At 71.0% G+C, this 22,326-nt stretch carries 18 protein-coding genes; 13 read left to right on the top strand and 5 right to left on the bottom strand.

Translation table 11 applies throughout. The features are described from left to right. Positions 1 to 44: 44 nt before the first annotated feature. Complete coding sequence (locus tag CLV30_RS11040; protein ID WP_205740598.1) at positions 45 to 2,024, top strand: ATP-dependent DNA helicase; 1,980 nt, start codon at positions 45 to 47, stop codon at positions 2,022 to 2,024. 50 nt (positions 2,025 to 2,074) lie between these two features. On the opposite strand, the gene lexA is transcribed toward CLV30_RS11040, so the two are convergent. After that, complete coding sequence (gene lexA, locus CLV30_RS11035) at positions 2,075 to 2,794, bottom strand: transcriptional repressor LexA (RefSeq protein WP_106537288.1); 720 nt, start codon at positions 2,792 to 2,794, stop codon at positions 2,075 to 2,077. Positions 2,795 to 3,024: 230 nt separating this feature from the next. Here lexA and CLV30_RS11030 point away from each other — a divergent pair, with 230 nt between their 5' ends. The 5 genes from CLV30_RS11030 (at position 3,025) to CLV30_RS11010 (ending at position 9,028) form a co-directional block, all read left to right on the top strand. Next, positions 3,025 to 3,471, top strand: a complete 447-nt coding sequence (locus CLV30_RS11030; protein WP_106537239.1) for a LysM peptidoglycan-binding domain-containing protein — start codon at positions 3,025 to 3,027, stop codon at positions 3,469 to 3,471. A 262-nt stretch (positions 3,472 to 3,733) separates the two neighbouring features. Continuing rightward, positions 3,734 to 4,258, top strand: coding sequence for a transcriptional regulator NrdR (nrdR, locus tag CLV30_RS11025; RefSeq protein WP_106537238.1), 525 nt, complete (start codon positions 3,734 to 3,736; stop codon positions 4,256 to 4,258). A gap of 96 nt (positions 4,259 to 4,354) precedes the next feature. Further along, positions 4,355 to 7,234, top strand: a complete 2,880-nt coding sequence (locus CLV30_RS11020) for a vitamin B12-dependent ribonucleotide reductase (RefSeq protein WP_106537237.1) — start codon at positions 4,355 to 4,357, stop codon at positions 7,232 to 7,234. A 291-nt stretch (positions 7,235 to 7,525) separates the two neighbouring features. Next, complete coding sequence (locus CLV30_RS11015; RefSeq protein ID WP_106537287.1) at positions 7,526 to 8,074, top strand: nucleoside/nucleotide kinase family protein; 549 nt, start codon at positions 7,526 to 7,528, stop codon at positions 8,072 to 8,074. Positions 8,075 to 8,176: 102 nt separating this feature from the next. Then, the gene (locus CLV30_RS11010; RefSeq protein WP_106537236.1) at positions 8,177 to 9,028 is read left to right on the top strand and encodes an NmrA family NAD(P)-binding protein; all 852 of its coding nucleotides are present in this window, start codon (positions 8,177 to 8,179) and stop codon (positions 9,026 to 9,028) included. A gap of 105 nt (positions 9,029 to 9,133) precedes the next feature. On the opposite strand, the gene CLV30_RS11005 is transcribed toward CLV30_RS11010, so the two are convergent. Beyond that, on the bottom strand, positions 9,134 to 9,970 hold the full coding sequence (locus CLV30_RS11005; protein ID WP_106537235.1) for a spermidine synthase: 837 nt from the start codon (positions 9,968 to 9,970) through the stop codon (positions 9,134 to 9,136). A 19-nt stretch (positions 9,971 to 9,989) separates the two neighbouring features. On the opposite strand from CLV30_RS11005, the gene mgrA reads away from it, so the two are divergent. From mgrA to CLV30_RS10990, 3 genes are all read left to right on the top strand, one after another. Further along, entirely contained in the window at positions 9,990 to 11,051 is a 1,062-nt protein-coding gene (mgrA, locus tag CLV30_RS11000) for an L-glyceraldehyde 3-phosphate reductase (protein WP_106537234.1), read from the top strand. A gap of 28 nt (positions 11,052 to 11,079) precedes the next feature. Then, on the top strand, positions 11,080 to 11,853 hold the full coding sequence (locus CLV30_RS10995; protein WP_106537286.1) for a methyltransferase domain-containing protein: 774 nt from the start codon (positions 11,080 to 11,082) through the stop codon (positions 11,851 to 11,853). Between the two features lie 90 nt (positions 11,854 to 11,943). Further along, positions 11,944 to 12,384, top strand: a complete 441-nt coding sequence (locus CLV30_RS10990; protein ID WP_106537233.1) for a DUF3040 domain-containing protein — start codon at positions 11,944 to 11,946, stop codon at positions 12,382 to 12,384. 239 nt (positions 12,385 to 12,623) lie between these two features. Here CLV30_RS10990 and CLV30_RS10985 read toward each other — a convergent pair whose 3' ends face one another. From CLV30_RS10985 to CLV30_RS10975, 3 genes are read right to left on the bottom strand one after another with little or no spacing between them, the layout of a single operon-like run. Beyond that, positions 12,624 to 15,041 (bottom strand): transglutaminase TgpA family protein, encoded by a 2,418-nt coding sequence (locus CLV30_RS10985; protein ID WP_106537232.1) that lies wholly within the window; start codon positions 15,039 to 15,041, stop codon positions 12,624 to 12,626. Continuing rightward, complete coding sequence (locus CLV30_RS10980) at positions 15,038 to 16,348, bottom strand: DUF58 domain-containing protein (protein ID WP_106537231.1); 1,311 nt, start codon at positions 16,346 to 16,348, stop codon at positions 15,038 to 15,040. The genes CLV30_RS10985 and CLV30_RS10980 overlap by 4 nt, the downstream gene beginning before the upstream one ends. A gap of 9 nt (positions 16,349 to 16,357) precedes the next feature. Next, complete coding sequence (locus CLV30_RS10975) at positions 16,358 to 17,314, bottom strand: AAA family ATPase (RefSeq protein ID WP_420841972.1); 957 nt, start codon at positions 17,312 to 17,314, stop codon at positions 16,358 to 16,360. 595 nt (positions 17,315 to 17,909) lie between these two features. Between CLV30_RS10975 and mraZ the strand changes: the two genes are divergently transcribed. From mraZ to CLV30_RS10955, 4 genes are all read left to right on the top strand, one after another. Then, entirely contained in the window at positions 17,910 to 18,341 is a 432-nt protein-coding gene (mraZ, locus tag CLV30_RS10970; RefSeq protein WP_106537229.1) for a division/cell wall cluster transcriptional repressor MraZ, read from the top strand. A gap of 273 nt (positions 18,342 to 18,614) precedes the next feature. Then, positions 18,615 to 19,583, top strand: coding sequence for a 16S rRNA (cytosine(1402)-N(4))-methyltransferase RsmH (gene rsmH / locus CLV30_RS10965; RefSeq protein WP_106537285.1), 969 nt, complete (start codon positions 18,615 to 18,617; stop codon positions 19,581 to 19,583). Further along, on the top strand, positions 19,580 to 19,993 hold the full coding sequence (ftsL, locus tag CLV30_RS10960; protein ID WP_205740596.1) for a cell division protein FtsL: 414 nt from the start codon (positions 19,580 to 19,582) through the stop codon (positions 19,991 to 19,993). Before rsmH ends, ftsL begins: the two co-directional genes overlap by 4 nt. Then, positions 19,993 to 22,326, top strand: coding sequence for a peptidoglycan D,D-transpeptidase FtsI family protein (locus CLV30_RS10955; RefSeq protein WP_106537228.1), 2,334 nt, complete (start codon positions 19,993 to 19,995; stop codon positions 22,324 to 22,326). The genes ftsL and CLV30_RS10955 overlap by 1 nt, the downstream gene beginning before the upstream one ends.

Here is a 22,326-nt window from a genome sequence, read left to right as displayed (position 1 = left end):
GGATACGATCATCGGCGCCGTCGCGAGCGTGTACCGTCACACGGGTGACTGAGGCCAACGTGAGCGTCGACAAGCTCCTGGCCGCCGCTGTCACCTCGGTCGGAGGTTCCCAGCGTGCGGGCCAGGTGGAGATGGCCGAAGCGGTCGGCCACGCCGTCGATGCCGGCGAGCACCTGCTGGTGCAGGCGGGGACCGGCACCGGAAAGTCGCTGGCCTACCTGGTGCCCGCGTTGCTGCACGCGGACGCCAGCAACACCCCCGTCATCGTCGCGACGGCCACGCTGGCACTTCAGGCGCAACTGGTGGACCGCGACCTGCCGGCCCTGGCCGATGCCGCCGAGCCGCTGCTGGGCCGACGCCCGCGGTGGGCCACGCTCAAGGGGAGGGCGAACTACGCGTGCCTGCACCGGGTGCGCGACGGCGCCCCCGACGAGCAGGGCGAGCTCGTCGCCGCCGACGAGGCGTCGCCGGGCAGCCTCGGTGCTGACGTCATCCGCGCGCGCGACTGGGCGGAGGAACAGGCATCGACGGGCGGCAGCGGCGACCGCGACCGGCTGGACCCTGGCGTGAGCGACCGCGCGTGGGCGCAGGTCTCCGTCGACGCACGGGAATGCCTGGGCGCGAGCCGGTGCCCGTACGGGCAGGAGTGCTTCGCCGAAGTGGCCCGAGCGCGCGCCGACGAGGCCGACGTCGTCGTGACGAACCACGCGCTGCTGGCCATCGACGCGCTGGAGGGCGTGCCCGTTCTGCCGGAGCATCGCGTCGTGGTCGTGGACGAGGGGCACGAGCTGGCGGCGCGGGTCACCAGCGTGGCGACCGCGGACCTGTGGCCGGGCGTGGTGGACCGGACCGCGGTCCGGGTCCGCTCCCACGTCGACGACGGTGACGCCGACGAGCTGCGTACCGCCGGTGAACGGCTCCGCCAGGCGCTGGCGGAGGCGCCGGAGGGTCGGCTGGACGCGCTCCCGGAACGGTTGGCGGGCGCGGTCGTCGACCTGCGGGACGCGGCACGCGCGGTGCAGTCGGGGTTCGCCGCGACCTCACGCGAGGAGCGCTCGGCCGACGCCGAGGCGGCGCGGCGGGCGGCGAAGACGATGGCCGACGACGTGTTCGGTACCGCCGAGCGGATGGCCGCGAACAGCGGATCCGACGTGATCTGGACCGAGGACCGTGAACGTGGGGGGCGGATCGTACGGGTGGCCCCGCTGTCGGTGGCGGGCCTGCTCCGTGAGCGTCTGTTCGGTGAGACGACCGTGGTGGCGACGTCGGCGACGCTCGAGCTGGGCGGATCGTTCGACGCCGCGGCGGGGTCGTTCGGCCTGCTCGGAGAGGACGCACCGGCATGGCGCTCGCTGGACGTCGGCTCGCCGTTCGACTACGGCAAGCAGGCGATCCTGTACGTCGCCCGCGACCTGCCGACGCCCGGACGCGACGGTCTGCGCCCACAGGCCGTCGACGCGCTGGTGGAGCTGATGCAGGCCGCCGGCGGGCGGACCCTGGGCTTGTTCTCGTCGCGGCGCGCGGCGGTGGAAGCTGCCGAAGCCGTACGACAGCGGCTGCCGGACACGCCGGTGCTGTGCCAGGGAGAGGACGTCGTGGCCACGCTGCTGCGCGAGTTCTCGGCCGATGAGCGGACGTGCCTGTTCGGCACGCTGTCGCTGTGGCAGGGCGTGGACGTGCCTGGCGGGTCGTGTCAACTGGTGGTGATCGACCGGCTGCCGTTCCCGCGCCCGGACGAGCCGCTGAGCTCGGCGCGCCAGCGTGCGGTCGAGGAGTCTGGTGGTAACGGCTTCATGACGGTGGCGGCGAACCATGCGGCGCTGTTGCTGGCGCAGGGGTCGGGGCGGCTCATCCGCCGGTCGAGCGACCGTGGCGTGGTGGCGGTGCTCGACCCGCGGCTGGTGACCGCTCGTTACTCCGGGTACCTGCGCGCGTCGTTGCCACCCATGTGGTTCACCACCGACCGGGAGGTCGTGAACGGCGCGCTGCAACGGCTGGCTGCGGCAGACGCGAAGGACGACTGACGCAGCCCGGCACCCGGCCGAGTCGGTTCCGGCTGAGCCGGGCGCGCCGCTCAGATGCGTCGCATGACGGCCACGACCCTGCCGAGGACGACGGCGTCGTCGCCCGGAATGGGCTCGTAGGCTTCGTTGTGCGGTAGCAGCCACACGTGCCCGTCGCGTCGGCGGTACGTCTTGACCGTGGCTTCGTTGTCGATCATGGCGGCGATGATCTCGCCGTTCTCGGCGACCGGTTGCTGCCGGACCACCACCCAGTCGCCGTCGCAGATGGCGGCGTCGACCATGGAGTCCCCGGCGACACGGAGCATGAACAGCGTGCCTTCGCCGACGAGTTCGCGGGGGAGCGGGAACACGTCCTCGACCGCCTGCTCGGCGAGCACGGGACCGCCCGCGGCGATGCGGCCCACCAGCGGAACGTACGACGGCTCGGGCCGGGGCTGGGCCTGCGGCTCGGGTTCGTGCGTGGCGTCGCCGGGCGCCGTCCCGGGAGGCAGGACCTCGAGCGCGCGCGGACGGTGCGGATCGCGCCGGATGTAACCCTTCGCCTCGAGCACACTGAGCTGGTGCGCCACGCTGGAAGGGCTCGACAGCCCGGCCGCCTGGCCGATCTCGCGCATGCTCGGCGGATACCCGCGGTGGCCCACGGCGTTGCGGATGACCTCGAGCACCTTGCGTTGCCGGACCGTGAGGTCGGCCGGATGCACATGGGTCTCGGGGAACGAGTGCACCGACGCGCCTTCGGTTTCAGCGTCGCTGTCGTTGTCACCTTGCATGGCCACCACGCCACCTCCAGCTCAGGGGAACCTGCGGACGACCCGCCGGCTGGCGCGGCGTTCGAAAACGCCGCACACGGTCGACGGACATGACACAGACTAGTCTGTCCATGCGACACGATCAAACATCTGTTCGAAGGTGTCTCGACTTTGTCGGACCCCAGGTGTACAACTTTTCGTACAGCCGTTCTATCGAACTGTTGTGCGGATAGCTGACAGGAGGGTCGGGCATGGCGACGACGATGTACGAGCCGACGGAGCAGACGAACGCTCGTGTGGTGGTGCGATCCGCGCCGGTGCGGACACAAGTGCGTACCGGCGCGCGGCGGCGCCCGTCGGGCGTGCCGTTGCCGGTGGAGTGCGGCGGCTCCGCGCCGCCGACGGTGCATGGCGCGCGACTCACCCGTCGCGGCCGGGTGGTGCTTGCGATCGCATGGCTCGTTCTCGTGGCTGCGGGGGTGCTGGGCGTCGCGCGTCCGTGGGCGGAGACGTCCGTCGAACCCGCCGGCGAGACCGTGCGCATCGGGTCGGGTGACACGTTGTGGGAGGTCGCCGGTGAGTACGCACCCGGCGCCGATCCGCGCGAGGTGGTCACGGCCATCGTCGAGCTCAACGAGTTGCGCTCGGCGGGTGACATCCACGCCGGGGATCGGCTCGTCCTGCCGGCGGTGCCGTGAGCCCGTCGATCGACGGATCGCGACCCGGCGCGAGCCGACGCGCCGGGGTCGTGAGATGCCCGCTGCCGGCGTGACGGGTGACCTGCAGGTATGTCGCGCCGCCTCGCTGCTGTCGCGAAGTTGGTTGATATTCGAGATGTGGCGACGTACGCTACCCCTATATCTAGTAGTTACATGGCTGTAAGCCGTCCACAGGTTGTGGTCGAGGGTGCACAGGTTGTCCCCAGGTCGTCCACAGAGCCGCGAAAGGGGGAGATGCGCGGTGCACTGTCCGTTCTGTCGTCACGCTGACAGCCGGGTCGTCGACAGCCGCACCGCCGACGAGGGCACCGTCATCCGCCGGCGGCGGCAGTGTCTGGCGTGCGACCGCCGATTCACCACCGTGGAGCAGTTGACGCTGGCGGTTGTGAAGCGCTCCGGCGCGACGGAGCCGTTCAGCAGAGAAAAGGTCATCGCGGGAGTGCGCCGCGCATGCCAGGGACGGGGAGTCAGCGAGGACGCCCTGGCCCGGCTCGCGCAGCGGGTCGAGGAGCAGTTCCGCGCCGCCGGGGGTGCGGAGATCCCGAGCCAGGAAGTCGGACTGGCGATCCTGACGCCGTTGCGAGACCTCGACGAGGTCGCCTACCTGCGGTTCGCGAGCGTCTATCGCGACTTCGACAGCCTGGCGGACTTCGAGGCCGAGATCGCGGTGCTGCGTCAGCGGGAAACGCCGGACACCACGGATTCCGCCGGCGCGAAAGGCGGGCAGCGTGCCGCCGATTCCACGTTGACGGTGACCGAGACGTAGCTGGATGCACGGTCGGCACGGGCCGGTGCGATGTGGGAGTGGACGTAGAGCCGAACACCCGGGCCTCCCGGGCGGGGGAACGACGAGGGAGAATTCATGACAGAGACGGTGAGCGGTCCGGCTCGAGGCGGATCCGGTGGCAAGGGCGCCGGCCGGTCGAAGGGCAAGGCGGCTGCACGGGGACTCACCATCGAGCGGATCTTCACGACACCTGGCGTGCACCCGTATGACGAGGTGGCCTGGGAGCGGCGGGACGTGTTCCAGCAGAACTGGAAGACCGGCGAGACCGTCTTCGAGCAGAAGGGCGTGGAGTTCCCCGAGTCCTGGACGTTGAACGCGTCGACCATCGTGGCGACGAAGTACTTCCGCGGAGCCGTCGGCACCGACGCGCGGGAGTGGAGCCTGCGGCAGCTGATCGACCGGGTGGTCAAGACCTACCGCGACGCGGGTGAGCGCGACGGCTACTTCGCGACGCCGGACGACGCGGAGGTGTTCGAGCACGAGCTGACCTGGATGCTGCTGCACCAGGTGTTCAGCTTCAACTCCCCGGTCTGGTTCAACGTCGGAACGGCGGCGCCGCAGCAGGTCTCGGCCTGCTTCATCCTGTCCGTCGACGACTCGATGGATTCGATCCTGAACTGGTACCGCGAAGAGGGCATGATCTTCAAAGGCGGGTCGGGCGCAGGGCTGAACCTGTCCCGCATCCGTTCGAGCAAGGAGCTGTTGTCGTCGGGCGGGACCGCGTCGGGGCCGGTGAGCTTCATGCGAGGTGCGGACGCGTCGGCCGGCACCATCAAGTCCGGCGGTGCCACCCGGCGGGCGGCGAAGATGGTCGTCCTGGACGTCGACCACCCGGACATCGAGGAGTTCGTCCAGACGAAGGCGCGTGAAGAGCACAAGATCCGTGCGCTGCGTGACGCCGGGTTCGACGTCGACCTCGGTGGCGGCGACATCGTCTCCGTGCAGTACCAGAACGCGAACAACTCGGTGCGGGTCTCCGACGAGTTCATGCGCGCGGTCGAGGCGGGCGAACAGTTCGGCCTGCGCTCTCGCCTGACCGGCGAGGTGCTCGACACGGTCGACGCGCGTTCGCTGTTCACCAGCATGGCCGAGGCGGCGTGGCAGTGTGCCGACCCCGGCCTGCAGTACGACGACACGATCAACGACTGGCACACCAATCCCGAGACGGGGCGCATCACCGCGTCGAACCCGTGCTCGGAGTACATGAGCCTGGACAACTCCAGCTGCAACCTGGCCAGCCTGAACCTGCTCAAGTTCGTGCGCGACGACGGCGGGTTCGACAGCGAGACCTTCGCGAAGGCCGTCGAGATGGTCATCACGGCCATGGACATCTCGATCGGCTTCGCCGACTTCCCGACCGACGCCATCACCGAGACCACCCGTGCCTACCGCCAGCTCGGCATCGGCTACGCCAACCTCGGTGCGCTGCTCATGGCCTCGGGGATCGCCTACGACTCGGAGGGCGGCCGGGCGCTGTCGGCGGCCATCACGTCGCTGATGACCGGTGCGGCGTACAAGAGGTCGGCGGAGCTGGCCGGCGTCGTCGGGCCGTACGACGGTTACGCCCGCAACGCCGAGGCTCACGCGCGGGTCATGCGCAAGCACGCGGCCGCCAACGACAGCCTGCGGACCGTTCACGCACTGGACGAGGACGTGCGCAAGGCCGCGACGGAGGTCTGGGCGCAGGGCAACCGGATCGGCGAGCGGAACGGCTGGCGCAACGCACAGGCGTCGCTGCTCGCACCAACCGGGACGATCGGCTTCATGATGGACTGCGACACGACCGGCATCGAGCCGGACTTCTCGCTGGTCAAATTCAAGAAGCTGGTCGGCGGCGGGTCGATGCAGATCGTCAACAACACGGTTCCGCGGGCTCTGGAGAAGCTGGGCTACGCGCGCGAGACCATCGAGGCGATCGTGGAGTACATCGCCGAGCACGGCAACGTCGTCGACGCTCCGGGGCTTCGGCAGGAGCACTACTCGGTGTTCGACTGCGCCGCCGGCCAGCCGCGCTCCATCCAGCCGATGGGCCACGTGCGCATGATGGCCGCGGTCCAGCCGTTCCTGTCCGGCGCGATCTCCAAGACCGTCAACATGCCGGAGGCGGCGACGGTCGAGGATATCGAGAACGTCTACCTGCAGGGTTGGAAGCTGGGGCTCAAGGCCCTGGCCGTCTACCGGGACAACTGCAAGGTCGGTCAGCCGCTGTCGGACGCCTCCTCCAAGACCGCCAAGGCGCAGGACAGCAAGGAAGTCGTCGTCGAGTACCGCCCCACCCGCAAGCGGCTGCCCAAGTCCCGTCCGAGTCTGACGACGTCGTTCACGGTTGGCGGCGCCGAGGGGTACATGACCGCGGGTTCCTACCCGGACGACGGACTGGGTGAGGTGTTCCTCAAGCTCGGCAAGCAGGGGTCGACGCTGTCGGGCATCATGGACGCGTTCTCGATCGCCGTGTCGGTCGCGCTGCAACACGGTGTGCCGCTCGAGACGTACGTCCAGAAGTTCACCAACATGCGCTTCGAGCCGTCGGGGATGACCGACGATCCGGACGTACGGATGGCCCAGAGCGTGGTGGACTACATCTTCCGGCGGCTCGCGCTGGACCACCTGCCGTTCGAGGAGCGCTCGGCGCTGGGCATCTACACGGTGGCCGAGCGGAAGCAACAGATCGAGACCGGCGAGTACGCACCGGTCGACGACAACGGTGAGCAGCAACAGTCGGCCACGGCCGGTGGCACGGAGACGACGAGGGCCGACGACGGCACCGCACCGCCGAAGCCGGTGACCACGGAACGTCCCGCACAGTCGGACGCACACACGTCGACCGAGCTGCTCGAAGCGATCCAGGGCACCAGCACGGACGCTCCGCTCTGCTTCACCTGCGGCACGAAGATGCGGCCGGCCGGAAGCTGCTACGTCTGCGAGGGCTGCGGCTCGACCAGCGGTTGCAGCTGAGAGCGGGTTCCGCCGAGCCGGCATGAGAAGGCCCAGATGAGAGGGGCTGTCGACCACGGTCGACAGCCCCTCTCGTGCGTGCGCCCCGGGCGGCATGTCTGTGCGACGGAGGCGTCGGATGTGCGGCTGTTGCATCGGAGAACGCGGATTCGGTGCGGCCGGTCGACAACCAGTCAGCGCGAAGCCGACCAAACCTGAAAGCTGCGCCGGCGCGTCCCGGGTAGTGTCCGGGTCGTGGACCGGCTGGATCGGTATGCGAAGAGCATCGCGGTGTTGAGCGGGCCCGGACTGGTGGCGGTCGACGGTGTGGATGGGTCGGGAAAGACGACCTTCGCGCTGAAACTCGCCGCCGCCGTAGAGCGTGCAGGACGCCGGTGCTTCGTCGTCCATGAAGACGACTTTCTGGCGCCGCGGGCCGCCCGTTACTCGCTCGGCCGGGACTCCCCGGAGGGATTCTTCCGCGACACCTACGATCTCGACAGTCTTGTTCGGAACGTCTTGGATCCGCTCGGGCCCGACGGTGACCGTCGGGTCCGCCGCCGGATCTTCGATCACCGGCGGGATGCTCCTGTTGACGGCCCGGTCGAGGAGATGCCGACCGACTGCGTCGTCATCGTCGAGGGGATGTTCCTGCACAGAGACCAGCTCGTTGACCGTTGGGACTGGTCGATCTTCTTGGACGTGCCTTTCGCCGAGACCGCGCGGCGCATGGCCGAGCGGGACGGCACGTCTCCCGACCCGGATGATCCGTCGATGCGGCGGTATGTCGAAGGGCAGCGGATGTATCTCGAGACGTGCATGCCCCGGGAACGAGCAAGCGTGCTTGTCGACAACACCTGACCAGGCGACGTTCGCTCGAACGTCGCCTGCTCGGCGGAGCAATGCGTCCGCGGTTCGGCATAGTCGGTGGCCAACACCCATCGGGTCGGTGACGATGGGCACATGTATGCGATCACGGGAGCGACCGGCCACCTCGGCGGCCGGGTGGCGGCGCGGCTGGCCGAGCACCGGCACGACCTTCGCCTCGTCGTCCGCGACGCGGCGCGGGCACCGCAGCTCGAAGGCGCGGACGTCGAGGAGGCGGCCTACGGCGACTTCGACGCGATGCGCGCTGCGCTCGTCGGGGTCGACTCGCTGCTGCTCGTGTCGGCGAGCGAGGCGGCGGACCGGCTCGAGCAGCACCGCACGGCGGTGCGGGCGGCCGCCGCGGCGGGTGTGTCCCGGGTGGTCTACACCTCGTTCCTGGCAGCGGCGTCCGACGCGACCTTCACGTTCGCCCGGGACCACTGGCACACCGAGGAGTTCATCCGCGGGATCGGCGTGTCGTTCACGTTCCTGCGGCCGAGTCTGTACCTCGACCTCGCGCCGTCCTGGGCGGGCGCCGACCGTGTGATCCGCGGACCGGCGGGAGACGGTCGCGTGGCCTGGGTCGCCCGCGACGACATCGCTGACGTCGCGGCGGCGATCCTGACCGATGACGTGCACGACGGTCAGACGTACGACGTCACCGGCCGCGAGGCGCTGACTCTCGACGAGACCGCGCAGGCGTTGTCCGAGGCCGCCGGGCGTGAGGTGGTGTACCGGCCGGAGAGCATGGACGAGGCCCGGTCGTCGCGCGCCGACAGCGGCGCCGAGGCGTGGGAGATCGAGGGCTGGGTGACGTCGTATGCCGCGATCGGGACCGGCGAGCTGGACGTCGTGAGTGACGTCGTCGACGACCTGGCCGGGCATGCCCCGGTCACGTTGCGCGAGTATCTCGCCGCTCGCCCGGAGGCGGTGGCGCACCTGAAGTGACGTCCGATGGGCGGCTCCGGGTGAGCGTCGCCACATCACCAGGCTTGTACCTGCGTCACCAGGCCTGCAGGGGTGGTGACGCATGGAATTCCATGGTGAACGTGGTCATTCCGCAGGCGGGTCGGGGGTGGGGTGGACCCCGGCGATGAGTTCGCGGACCCGATCCGGGGGGACGTAACGGGCACGGACGGCACCCCCGGCGAGGCGGCGGACCAGCACGTCCTCGGGCAGGGGAGCGCGCGAGGCGACGATGACGACGTTGCCGTAGCGGCGCCCGCGCAGCTGCCCGGGCTCCGCGACCAGGGCGACCTGCTCGAACACGGCCGCCGCGGCCGCCGCCTCGGCCCGGGACTCGCGTACGTCCGAGGTGTCCGCGACGTTGCCCACGTACACGCCGTCCTCGGTCAGGACACGGGCCACTTCGGCATGGAACCGCACGGTCGTGAGATGCCGCGGCACCCGGGCACCGTCGAACGCGTCCCGGACGACGACGTCGGCGCCACCGTCGTCGAGCCCGGCCAGGCCCTGCAAGCCGTCGCCGGTGCGCAGGCGCAGCCCTGGCACCGAACGCAGTGCGAACGCCTGTCGCATCAGTGTCACCAGCGCCGCGTCCACCTCGAAGACGGTCTGCCTGCTCCCGGGTCGCGTAGCCGCGACGTACCGGGCGAGCGTGCAGGCGGCGCCGCCGACGTGGACGGCCCGTACCGGCGTTCCGGCTTCGCCGATCGCGTCCAGGACGTGCCCGGTCCACTGCATGTACTCGTAGTCGAGGCGGGTGGGGTCGTCGAGGTGGACGTACGAGCTCGGAGCACCGTTGACCAGCACCGACCAGCCGCCCGGATCGTCACGGTCGGCGACGAGCTCGGCCTCGCCGGAGTCGATCCGGTGCCGGCCCGCGTAGTCCGCGGGGCGGGGCCGGGTGTTGGTACGCGAGCGGGGCACAACCGGTAGGTTCGCACGTATGGCAGACCGTCCGACGAAGAACCTCCACCAGAACGCGCCGTACCGGGCCGACGAACAGCGCTACGACACGATGGACTATCGCCGCATCGGCGCCACGGGGCTGCACCTGCCGGCCGTGTCGCTGGGCCTGTGGCAGAACTTCGGCGACACCACGCCGCTGGCGACCCAGCGTGAGATCGTCCGCACCGCCATCGACCGCGGCATCACGCACATCGACCTGGCCAACAACTACGGTCCGCCTCCGGGGTCGGCGGAGAAGAACTTCGGCCGGATCTTCGCCGAGGATCTGCGTCCGTACCGCAACGAGCTCGTCATCTCGACGAAGGCGGGATACGACATGTGGCCGGGACCGTACGGCGACTGGGGTTCGCGCAAGTACCTCCTCGCGAGCCTGGACGAGTCGCTCGAGCGGATGGGCCTCGACTACGTCGACATCTTCTACTCGCACCGCGTCGACCCCGACACGCCGCTCGAAGAGACGATGGGCGCCCTGGACACGGCGGTGCGCTCCGGTCGTGCCCTGTACGCCGGCATCTCCTCGTACTCCGCCGAGCGCACCGCACAGGCCGTGCGGATCATGCGCGAGCTGGGAACCCCACTGGCGATTCACCAGCCGTCGTACTCGATGTTCAACCGGTGGATCGAGCCGGACCTGCTGGAAACCACGGCCGATCACGGTCTCGGGGTCATCGCCTTCTCGCCGCTCGCGCAGGGCCTGCTGACCGGGAAGTACCTGAACGGTGTCCCGCAGGACTCGCGTGCGGCGCAGGGCGGGTCGTTCGCGCCGTCGCTGATCACCGACGAGGTCACGACCAGGGTCCGTGCGCTGAACCAGATCGCCTCCCGTCGCGGGCAGTCGCTGGCGCAGCTGGCGCTGTCCTGGGCGCTGCGTGACGCGCGGGTGACGTCGGTGCTGATCGGGGCGCGTACCGTCGAGCAGTTGCAGGACAGCCTCGGCGCGTTGGAGCGGCTCGAGTTCACCGACGACGAGCTCGCCGAGATCGACGGATACGCGGTCGAAGCGGGGCTGAACATCTGGGAACGGTCGAGCCGGTCGTGAACGTCGGCAGGACGAGGTCAGGGCGATGATGACCGATCACGCGCGCCGCCACCCGCGCACCGAGATGATCTGGCAGCAGCTGGGCGTCGAGCTCACACGGCTGGCGGAGGTCACCGGGGGCCGTAGCCTCGACGTCGTCGACCTCGGCGGCGGCAGCGGGACGTTCGCCGTGCCGCTGGCGGAGCTGGGCCATCGGGTCACTGTGGTCGATCCGAGTCCGAACGCGCTGGCCACGCTCGAACGCCGCGCCGCCGACGCGGGAGTGGCGGAGGCGGTGCGCGGGGTGCAGGCCGACGCGGCCGGGTTGCTGACCGTGATCGACGGTGACAGTGCCGACCTCGTGCTGTGCCACGGTGTCCTCGAGGTCGTGGACGAGCCGCGGACGGCACTGGCCGACGTCGCCACCTGCTTGCGGCGTGGCGGTGCGTGCAGCGTGGTGGCGGCACAGCGGCACGCCGCGGTCATCGCGAAGGCGCTGGCCGGGCACTTCGCGGACGCCCGGCGGCTGATCGACGACGCACACGGACGGTGGGGCCTGTCCGACCCGTTGCCGCGCCGATTCGACGAGATCGGCCTGGCGACGCTGATGGACGACGCCGGCCTGGACGTCGTCGAGGTCCACGGTGTTCGGGTGCTGACGGACCTGGTGGCCGGCAGCGTGGTCGAGGACCCGGGAGAGGCCGCTGCGCTGGCCGAACTCGAGGCGGCGGCCGTTCGGGAGCCGGCGTTTCGCGCCGTGGCCGCCGCGTTGCACGTCCTGGCGCGCCGCGGTGACGACGGCACGAGAACTGTGCCCGGGTGAGCGTGCTCGGCTTTCGTCCATGGCCCCGTCGACATATGCTGGTCTTTACAGCAGGTGCCTTTGTTGTTCCGTGTTCATTGGAGGGGAACGGTGCCACTCTCCGATCATGAGCAGCGGCTGCTCGAGCAAATGGAGCAGGCGCTCCTCGCTGAGGATCCCAAGTTCGCGACAGCGATGCGAGGTGCGGATCTACGACGGCGGTATCGGCGCCGTGCCGTCATAGCCGGGTTGATCTTCGTCGTCGGCATCGTCATGCTCATGACCGGCGCGGTGGCTCAGGTGATCCCGCTCGGCGTGGCCGGGTTCGTCGTCATGCTCGGCTCGTCGTGGTATGGGGTGACGTCCTGGCGGCGGGTTCCCCAGGGCGACTCCGCCGGCGAGGCCGCCGCTGACATTCCGGACATCAGCCCCGGGTCCAGCCGTCGCCAGCGCCGGCCCAAGGCCCGTAAGCGGCCGAAGAACAACGGTTCGTTCATGGAGCGCATGGAACAGCGGTGGCGCGACCGCCGCGAGCGCGGCTTCGGCCAGTGAACCACCGCCTGGCCATCGCGCCAAGGCTCGACCACCCCGGGTAGTCACCCGGGGTTACTACACGGCCTGACCGTACGGCGCTGCGCTCACCGCGCTGATCAGTGGCACGACGCTCCGCGGTGATCCGGTAGCACCACGCTGTGCGGGTGGTCAGGTGCACCACGCCGCGGATCACACAGCCGCGCCGCCGGTCAGCTTCTCGCGCCCACGTGCCCGCTGGTCAGCCTGGTGCCGTGCTCTCAGTCCCGTTGCCGTGCGGCGCGCGGCATCCGGCGGCTCACGGCGACGCGGGTCCGCTCGCCGGCCACGTCCAGCCAGTCGAACCCGTCCGTCAGGGCACGGCTCGTGGCGGCCGCGGCGGCACGCAACCGGGCCGGCATGAGGAACGCACGTACACGATCGGCGCCGCTCGCCGCGCCCAGCAGCCGCCGGCGCACCTGAGCGGCGTCGGAGCGCAACGACTGCACGGGCGGTGCGGCCGGCGCGTACCGGGCCTGTTCGACAGCGATGACGAGCCGCCGCAGCGGCTCACGGTCGTCCTCGTCGAGTTCGGCGTCCACCACCAGCCGGCGGCCCATGACCCGAGGTGTCCGGGTGCGGTCCCAGGCCATGCCCGAGTCGAGCACCGCTTCACGCAGGTCGGTCCAGGCGGCCTCGGCCGCCGCCACCGGGTCGTCGGCGGGGACCTGCTGCCACCTCCACGCGCGGCCGAGCCGCGCATACAGCCACGGGGTGCAGAAGAAGGCTGCCGCCAGCACGACCGCGACGAGGACGAGCAACCATGGCGGCGTGGGCGTGTCGCCACCCCCGGCGGCGCCGGCGTTCAGGTCGTCCTCGGGCGTCGTGCCGGGCTCCGACGCCGACGGCTGAGGGGCCGGCTCGGAAGGAGCGGTCGTCGGGCTCGTCGTCGGGGTCTCGGCCGGGACGAAGGTCCAGTCCGGCGGCATGCCGGAGCGCTGCGCGGGCGTGGGCTCGAACCGGACCCAGCCGACGCCCTCGAAGTAGAGCTCCGGCCAGGCGTGCGAATCGTGGGCGCGGACCAGCCAGGTGGCGTCGCCCTGGTAGTCGCCGGAGGTGAAGCCGACGGCGACCCGTGCGGGGATGCCGAGCGCGCGGGCCATGAGCGCCATGCTGGCGGCGAACTGCTCGCAGTACCCGCGCCGGTCGGTCAGGAAGTCCGCCAGCGCGGAGCCGGAGTGCCCGGGCTGTGACTCGATGTCGTAGATGAACCCGCCGTCGGAGCGGAACCATTCCTGCAGCGCCGCGGCGCGGCCGAAGTCGGTCTCGGCTCCGTCGGTGACGGAGCGCGCGTACTCGGTGACGATGTCTGGGAGCCCGTCGGGCAGTTCGAGCATAGGGTCGAGCTCGTCGCCGGGCTCGCCGGCCGAGCGCAGCCTCTCGACGCTGGGCTCGATGGTGAGCCCGCGCACCGAGTAGCTCATCCCCCGGACGTCGTCGTCCGGTGACACGACGTCCAGCGTCCCGGCGTGGTAGCGCCAGTCGCCCTCGATGTCGATCTCCCGCGGCGGATACGGCAGCGGGAGCCAGCGCGAGCTGTAGTTGTCGGTGACCTCGATCTCGTAGTCGACGGCGCGGACCTCGGAGATCTCCAGGCCCTGCGGGCGCGGCAGTCCGCTGTCGACGGAGTCGGGGACCGGCCGCTGGGACGTCTTCCACTCCTCGCCGTCGAACACGTCGAGCGCGACGGTGCGGATGTACTGCGGCTCGTCGGCGGACGAGCGGTAGGTCAGGACGTCGACGTTCTCGGGGCGTTGCAGGTTGCGCTGCAGGTCGACGATCGGATTGTCGGTGCGGATGGTCTGCCCGCCACCGCCCCCGCCGCCACGTCCGCCGCCGAGCACGCCGTCGGTCAGCACGGGGACGGTTCCTGGCACGGCCACCGCGACGGTCAGCGCGACCGCACTGACGCGCCGGCCGTTCCGGGCCAGCGAGTCGGTCTCGGGGATTCCGGAGTGCGCCGCCGACGGGCTCGCCGAACGGCCCCACGCCGCGACCCGGCCGCGTCCCTCCGAGATCAGCAGCGCCAGGTACGCGCCGGCCGGCGGTACGAACCACCACCACGCCAGCCCTTCGGGCGTGACGCTGGCGGCGACGGTGTAGCACGCGGCGAGCGGGACGCCGGCCAGCGCCACCCGTCGCATCGACAGCGCGATCAGGTCGACGAGCAGCGCCACCAGCCCGGCGCCGCCGACCAGCATCAGCAGCAGCCCACGCGGAACCGGGACGGGTGCGACGTAGGTGGTGATGACCTCGGTGCCCTCGTTGAACACGTCCACCAGACGTGTCGCCCATTCGGGCGTCGGGACGAAACCCAGCAGTGCGACGTCGCCGGCGACGAGCACGCCACACCACAACGTCAGCACCGCGAGCTGGACCACCGGCAGGAACAGCCGTGGCACACCCAGCCGCCGTAGCAGATGACCGCATCCCACGACGGCGGCGGCGGCCACGGCGGCGGCGGTGAGCCAGGAGTTGGTCTCGGTGATGTGCATCAGCGGCAGCACCGAGACCAGGGCCGCGAGGGCGGCGACGAGGGCCGGACGCGCCGGCGATCCCTCGCGGAGGAGCGGACCGCGTGCGGTCGGGCCGCTACCGTCGCCCTGCCCGGAAGCCGGTGCCTGTGCGTATCCGCTCATGCCGCCCCTTCCGTGGCCTGGTCGGTGACGGTTTCGCCGGGCGCCGGGACCTGCAGGCCGAGGCGCTCCCACAGGCCGGTGACGTGGTCGCCGCGGCGCGCGGTGATGACGGTCCAGCCCGCGCTGGTCAGCGCCTGCACGGTGCGGGTGAGCCGGACCTGTTCACGCTCGCTGCCGGCCATCGACGTCCACGACATCGTGTCGAGGACGACCGCGAGCGCGGACGTGGAACCGTGGCGCATGCCGGCGACGATGTGCGCCTCCTGCTCGTCGAGGTGGCCGATGACGGCGACGAGCAGCCCGGTCGCCGACTCGGCTCCGGCGAGCAGGTCGGGCCAGCGTCCGACGGAAGCGTCTCGCTGCGGGGTGACCACGGCGAGAGCGTCGAGCAGGGACACCCGGGCGTCGGCGGAGCCCGCGGCCGCGTCGTGCCACGATGCGGAGACGGCGGCCCCGTGGTCGGTGGCCAGGCGGACGGCGTAGCCGCGTTCGGACAGGTGCACCCCGACCGACGCCGCCGCGCTGACCGCCCACTCGAGTGAGGAGTCCACGCCCTCGCCGGCGTGCCCGGCGGCGCGCGTGTCCAGCAGCACGCTGGCGCGGCTCTGCCACGGCTGTTCCTCGCGGCGGACCATGAGGTCGCCGTGGTGCGCGGTGGCGCGCCAGTGGACACGCCGCATGTCGTCACCGGTGCGGTAGGCGCGGATGGTGGCGTCCTCGTCTCCGGCGCTCGCGATGGCGCGCGGGCGGCTCTCCCCACTGCCGCTCCACTCGCCGACCAGACGTACCGGCGGCAGCCGGTGCACCTGCGGGGTGACGATCAGCGTTCCGACGTCGCTGAACGCGCGGTTGAGCTCCACCATGCCGAACGGGTCGGTGACCCGGACGGTGAGCGGGCCGACGTCGTACTTGCCGCGCACGACCGGCCGGACGGTGTAGGTCACGTCCCGCCGGAACCGCGACCAGACGTGGTCGAGAACGAACCGCGGCCGTGTGCCCAGTGTGAACGGGATCCCGTCCTCCACGAGCAGTACGCCGGTGGGGATACGTGCCCGGTTGGAGATCTCCAGGTGGACGGTGGCGGGCTCGCCGACACCGACCCGCGGAGGCTCGACGTGGCGCGTCGCGCTGAGCCGCACCCGGCTGCGCAGTGCGACGACCAGGCTGATCAGCGGGATCAGCAGCAGGAGAATTCCGGCACGGAGCAGGTCCCGTTCGCCGGCGAGCACCGCGGCGAGCAACGTGCCGGCGCCGATCGTCACGAAGACCCAGCCGCGTCGGCTCAATCCGGACAACGCGTCGTTCACCCAGCCGCCCTACCTTCCGTCGTACGGATCCGGCTGTGGTACCTGCTGGACGATGCCCGCGACGATGTCGGCAGCGTCGCGGCGGCCGATCTGTGCCTCCGCCGTCGGCAGCAGCCGGTGCGAGAGCACCGGCACGGCCAGCGCCTGCAGGTCGTCGGGCAGTACGTACTCGCGCCCGTCCAGACCGGCCCAGGCCTTCGCCGCGCGGACGAGGTGCAGCGTGGCGCGCGGGGAGGCGCCCAGGCGCAGGTCCGGCGACGTCCGGGTCGCGGCGGTGATCGCGACCGCGTACTCCTTGATGGCGTCGGCGACGTAGACCTCGCGGACCAGCCGGATGAGCTTGTGCACGTGGGCGGCGTCGGTGACCGGTTCGAGCGGATCGAGCCCGAGGTTGGCGCCGTGGGTGTCGATCATGTCGATCTCGTCGGCCGTCGACGGGTACCCCATGGAAAGCCGCATCATGAACCGGTCGCGCTGGGCCTCGGGCAGCGGGTAAGTGCCCTCCATCTCGATCGGGTTCTGGGTGGCGACCACCATGAACGGCGCCTCGAGCGGATAGGTCGTGCCGTCGACGGTGACCTGGTGCTCCTCCATGCACTCGAGCAGCGAGGACTGGGTCTTGGGTGACGCCCGGTTGATCTCGTCGCCGACGACGATGTTCGCGAACACCCCACCGGGCTTGAACTCGAACTCGCGGGTCTCCTGGTTGAACACCGAGACGCCGGTGACGTCGCTGGGCATCAGGTCGGGCGTGAACTGGATCCGGCGGACCGTGCAGTCGACCGCGCGCGCGACGGTCTTGGCCAGCATCGTCTTGCCGACCCCGGGCACGTCCTCGATGAGGATGTGCCCCTCGGCCAGCAACACGGTGAGCGCGAGCCGGGTGACTTCGGGCTTGCCCTCGATGACCGAGCCGATGGCGGCCTGGATGCGGCTGGTCGTGTCCGCGAGGTCAGGGAGGGCCAGTTCGGGCACCGGATGATCAGGGCTCGGTACCGCTTGGTGCCGGCTGTTGGTCAACGGTTCAGCCACATTTCCTCCCAATTGCTCCCCGACCTCACTGAGGCGTACCCGGCTGGTCGCCGACCATTCGGCACAACCCCCACCCCGTCCATTCTGACGTGCCTCGCGACTCACACGTTGCTGCCGGACCTTCGAGCTGTTGCGGAGAAGCCTATGTCGGCACGGAGCGCGCGCACCACGCGCCGGTTCCGGTGATCGCGGGGTTCCGCGCCGTTTCGGGTGCGTGCTCCCTGCTCATCGCAGCCTCCGGCAGTGGCCGATCAGGAGACGGGTGGCGGCGGATCGATCATCTCGGATCGACCCGATGGGCACCGGATCACTTCCGGCGTCGGGACGCGGGCGATCACGTGCGCACCGGGTGAACGGGGTCGAGTGCTTCCCGGAGGTCCGCTGGGGAGCGCCATGGGGGGCTTCTGGGGCGATTGTGGTTGCAAGTGGGGGAGAGTGGAGTACAGTGGCGGGCAATGGAGTACAGGCGGTCTGATGGGTTCGCCCGTGGGGACACGGAGGATCCGTTCGGACAGCGGGGAGGTGGGCCGTGTTTCTCGGCACCCACACGCCCCGGCTGGACGACAAGGGCCGGCTGTTCCTCCCGGCGAAGTTCCGGGACGAGCTGGCGGAGGGTGTCGTGATCACACGCGGACAGGAGCGTTGCCTCTACGTGTGGCCGCGCGCCGAGTTCGTGCGGTTCACCGAGCAGTTGCGCGCGGCACCGTTCACGCACAAGGGCACGCGGGACTTCGCCCGCATGCTCGCCGCGGGCGCCAGTGACGAGGTCCCGGACAAGCAGGGCCGCATCACCATCCCGCCGGGGCTGCGCACGTACGCCGGCCTCGAGCGCGAGTGCACCGTCGTCGGTGCCATGACCCGGGTGGAGATCTGGTCCGAGCAGGCCTGGGAGGACTACCAGGCGGAGAAGGAGCCGATGTTCGCCGACATCTCGGAGGAGGTGTTGCCCGGGATCTTCTGACCCGCCGCAGGGCACGTCTCGCATGTGCGTACGGCGAGGTCTCCGGCCGCTCATGGCTGGTTGGCGCACCTTCCCCGGTGCCAAGCAGCCGGAGCTGGCAAGCCCGAGCGGGCGGGGACCTGGTCGTACGGACAGCACCGAGGGAAACGGACGAGAGGCGACGGACGCGATCGACGGCGAGCGGCGGACTCAGTGGCTGACACGAACGGCGCGGACACGACGTCCCGACGCGGTGCCCGGACGTCGTGGGCGGCACGAGACACGGGGGTGTCGATGACCGAGCACAGCGGCGAAGACGCCGCACACGTTCCGGTGATGCTCGATCGGGTCGTCGACCTACTCGCGCCGAGTCTGGAAGCGGACGGGCGAGTGGTCGTCGACGCGACCCTGGGCATGGGCGGGCACGCCGAGGCCATCCTCGAGCGCAGCCCCGGCGCCCGGCTGGTGGGCATCGACCGGGACCCGGACGCGTTGGAGCGTTCGCGGGTGCGGTTGCGGCGTTTCGGCGACCGGTTCACCTCGGTCCACGCGGTGTACGACGAGCTCGCCGAGGTTCTCGGTGAGCTCGGCATCGACCGGGTCCACGGCGTCCTGCTCGACCTTGGTGTCTCGTCGCTGCAGCTCGACGAGGCCGAACGCGGCTTCGCCTACTCCCGGGACGCGCCGCTGGACATGCGCATGGATCGCACCTCGGGCATCACCGCGGCGGACGTGCTGAACACCTACGACACGCGGGCGCTGACCCATGTGCTGCGCGCCTACGGCGAGGAGCGCTTCGCCGCACGGATCGCCGGTGCCGTCGTGCGAGAGCGTGCACGAGAGCCCTTCACCACCAGCGCCCGGTTGGTCGCGCTGGTCCGGGACACGGTGCCCGCACCCGCCCGCCGCACCGGCGGGCACCCGGCGAAGCGGACGTTTCAGGCGCTGCGGATCGAGGTCAACGGCGAGCTGGCGACGTTGGAGCGGGCGCTACCGGCGGTCATCGACGCGCTGGCCGTCGGGGGCCGTGCGGTCGTGCTCTCGTACCACTCGCTGGAGGACCGGCTGGTCAAGCGGGCGTTCGCCGCGGGCGCGTCGAGTACGGCGCCGCTCGGGCTGCCCGTCGAGCTGCCCGAGCACAAGCCGATCCTGAAGCTGCTGACCCGGTCGGACGAGCCCACCGCGGACGAGGTCGCCGCCAACCCGCGAGCGGCGTCGGCGCGACTGCGAGCCGTGGAACGCATCGCGGGAGGTGCCGCATGAGCGCCGAACGCGCCGTGGCCACCGAGCGTGCGCGCTCGTCCGCGCCCCGGCGGCCCACACTGCGCAGCGTGCCGACCGGAGCCAACCGGATGCCGCGCGCGCCATTCGTCGTGCTGGTGCTGCTGGTGCTCGGTGTCGGGCTGATCGGACTGCTGCTGCTGAACACGGCGCTGCAGCAGGGCTCGTTCGAGTTGGAGGAGCTGCAGGCGGAGACCGCCGAACTGCGTGACCGCCAGACCACGCTGGCCGAACGGGTCGCCGAGCGTTCCGCGCCGGATGCGCTGGCCGAGCAGGCCCGGCGGCTCGGAATGGTGCCGGCGGACGATCCGGTGTTCCTGGAGCTCGGAGCCGCCGGGTCCGCCGGATCCACCGGAGCGTCGGGTGCGGAGGCCTCCGGGGGTGGAAACTGATGGCGTCGCAGAGTCGCGGTCCGGGTTCGCGCACCGGCAAGGCCGCGGGGACGGCGAACTCCGGCCGTGGGGGGACGACCGGGGCCGGTCCGCGGACGAGCAAGCCTGCTGGTCCGCGGACGGGTAAGCCCGCAGGTCAGGGGGCCGCCAAGTCCGCTGGCCCGGCGACCGGGAAGTCCGCAGGGTCGGGGGCGGCCAAGGCGAAACGCCCTGCCGGCGGCACCCGTCCGTCGTCGGCGCGTGGCCGGTCGGCCGGCGGCTCCGCGACATCCGGCCGGCGAGCCCGCGACCCGGAACGGCAGGAGACCGCGTCCGACTCCGCCAGGGGCAGCCGGTCCGGCACGACCAAACAGCGCCGGACTCCGGAGCGTGCGCCGGCATCGGGCACGACCTCGAGCCGGCGCGGCCCGTCGGCGGCGACGAGCCGAACCGCGCGGGCGGCGGCCGCGCCGCAGCGACCGAAGTCGGCATCCGGGCCGAAGGCGTCGAGTTCGAAGCAGGCGCCGAAAGCGAAGCAGGCGCCGAAGCCGAGGGCGGCGTCGAGCCCCAGGCAGACACCGAAGCCGAAGCAGCCGCCGAAGCCGAAGCGGCCGCCGAAGCCGAAGCGGCCCCCGCGCCCGGTTCAGCTCGCCGATCCGCGCAAGCGGCTGCGGGTGGCGCTGGTGGGCGTGTGCGTGGTGCTGTCGCTGTTCGGGGGCCGGCTGATCCAGCTGCAGGGCCTGGACGCGTCCAGTTACGCCGCCACCGCCAGCGACATCGGGCGCGAGATCAACACCATCCCGGCCGAGCGCGGCGACATCGTCGACCGCGACGGCGCCGTGCTCGCCGACACCGCGGAGGCCTACGACGTCGTCGTGGACCAGACGCAGGTCACCAATCCCGCCGCGTACGCCCTGCAGCTCGAGAAGCTGCTCGACGTCGACGCCGGGACGCTGCAGGAGGACCTGACCGGCGACGACCGCTTCATCTACCTGGCGAAGGGCGTACCGGGTGCCACCTGGCGTGACATCAAGGCGCTCGGGCTGGCCGGCATCACGCCGGAGGACTCGGCCGCGCGCGACTACCCGTCCGAGGAGGTGGCCGGCAACATCGTCGGTGTGCTGGGCGCCGACGGCACCGGTCTGACCGGGCTCGAGCAGGCCATGAACTCCACCCTCGCCGGCACCGACGGCAAGGCGTCGTACCAGTACAGCCCGTCCGGGCAGCGGATCCCGACGAGCGCGGAGAACAACGTCCAGGAACCGGTTCCCGGTACCGGGCTGCGGCTGACCATCGACCGGGACGTGCAGTGGTTCACCCAGCAGGCGCTGGCCGGGGCGGTCGAGCACGCCGGCGCGGCCGACGGGGCGGCGGTGGTCATGGACGTCGACACGCAGGAGATCGTGGCGATGGCCGGAACCCCGGCGTTGGACCCGAACGAGCCGGGCAAGACCGACGCGGAGCACCGCGGCAACAAGGCGGTCGAGGACGCGTACGAGCCCGGGTCGGTGTTCAAGCCGCTGACCATGTCCGCCGTGATCGAGGAGGGCCTGGCCGACCCGTCGACCGTCTACACGGTGCCGGACCACATCGAGCGCAGCGGCGAGACCATCCACGACTACTACGGTCACGGCGCCGACCGGATGACGCTGGCGGGGATCGTCGCGAAGTCCAGCAACGTCGGCACCGTGCTCGCCGCCGAGGATCTCGACAAGGACACGTTCCGCAACTACCTCGAAGAGTTCGGACTGGGCGAGCCGACCGACCTCGGCCTGCCCGCCGAGACCGGCGGCATCCTGCCGGAGGACTGGTCGGATCTCACCCGGGACAACATCGCGTTCGGGCAGGGCGTCTCGGTGAGCGCGGTGCAGATGGCCTCGGCCTACGCGACCATCGCCAACGGTGGCGTCCGGGGGGATCCGCGGCTGGTGGCCGCCACCATCGGCCCCGACGGCGAGCAGACCCCCGTCGAGCCCGGTGCCACCCGCCGGGTGATCAGCGAGAAGACCGCCGCCGACGTGACGAGGATGATGGAGGCGGTGATGGGCGACGACGGCACCGGGGAGCCCGCGCGCGTCGAGGGGTACCGGGTCGCGGGCAAGACCGGCACCGCGCAGCGCGTCGACCCCGAGTGCGGCTGCTACGCCGACTACAACTCGTCGTTCATGGGGTTCGCGCCCGCGGACGACCCGCAGTACGTCGTCGTGGTGTCGCTGTTCGAGCCGACGAACGGCAACTCCGGCGGCGGCCTGGCCGGCCCGGCGTTCTCGGACATCATGCGATTCGCACTGGAGCAGGGTGGTGTGGCACCGTCCGGCACCGAGGCCCCGCAGGTGCCACTGTTCGCCGAATGA

It is taken from the genome of Haloactinopolyspora alba (genome assembly GCF_003014555.1).
GTDB lineage: Bacteria > Actinomycetota > Actinomycetes > Jiangellales > Jiangellaceae > Haloactinopolyspora > Haloactinopolyspora alba.
The sequence above is the reverse complement of the archived record's forward strand: the minus strand, read 5'-3'. Positions and strand labels throughout refer to the sequence as shown.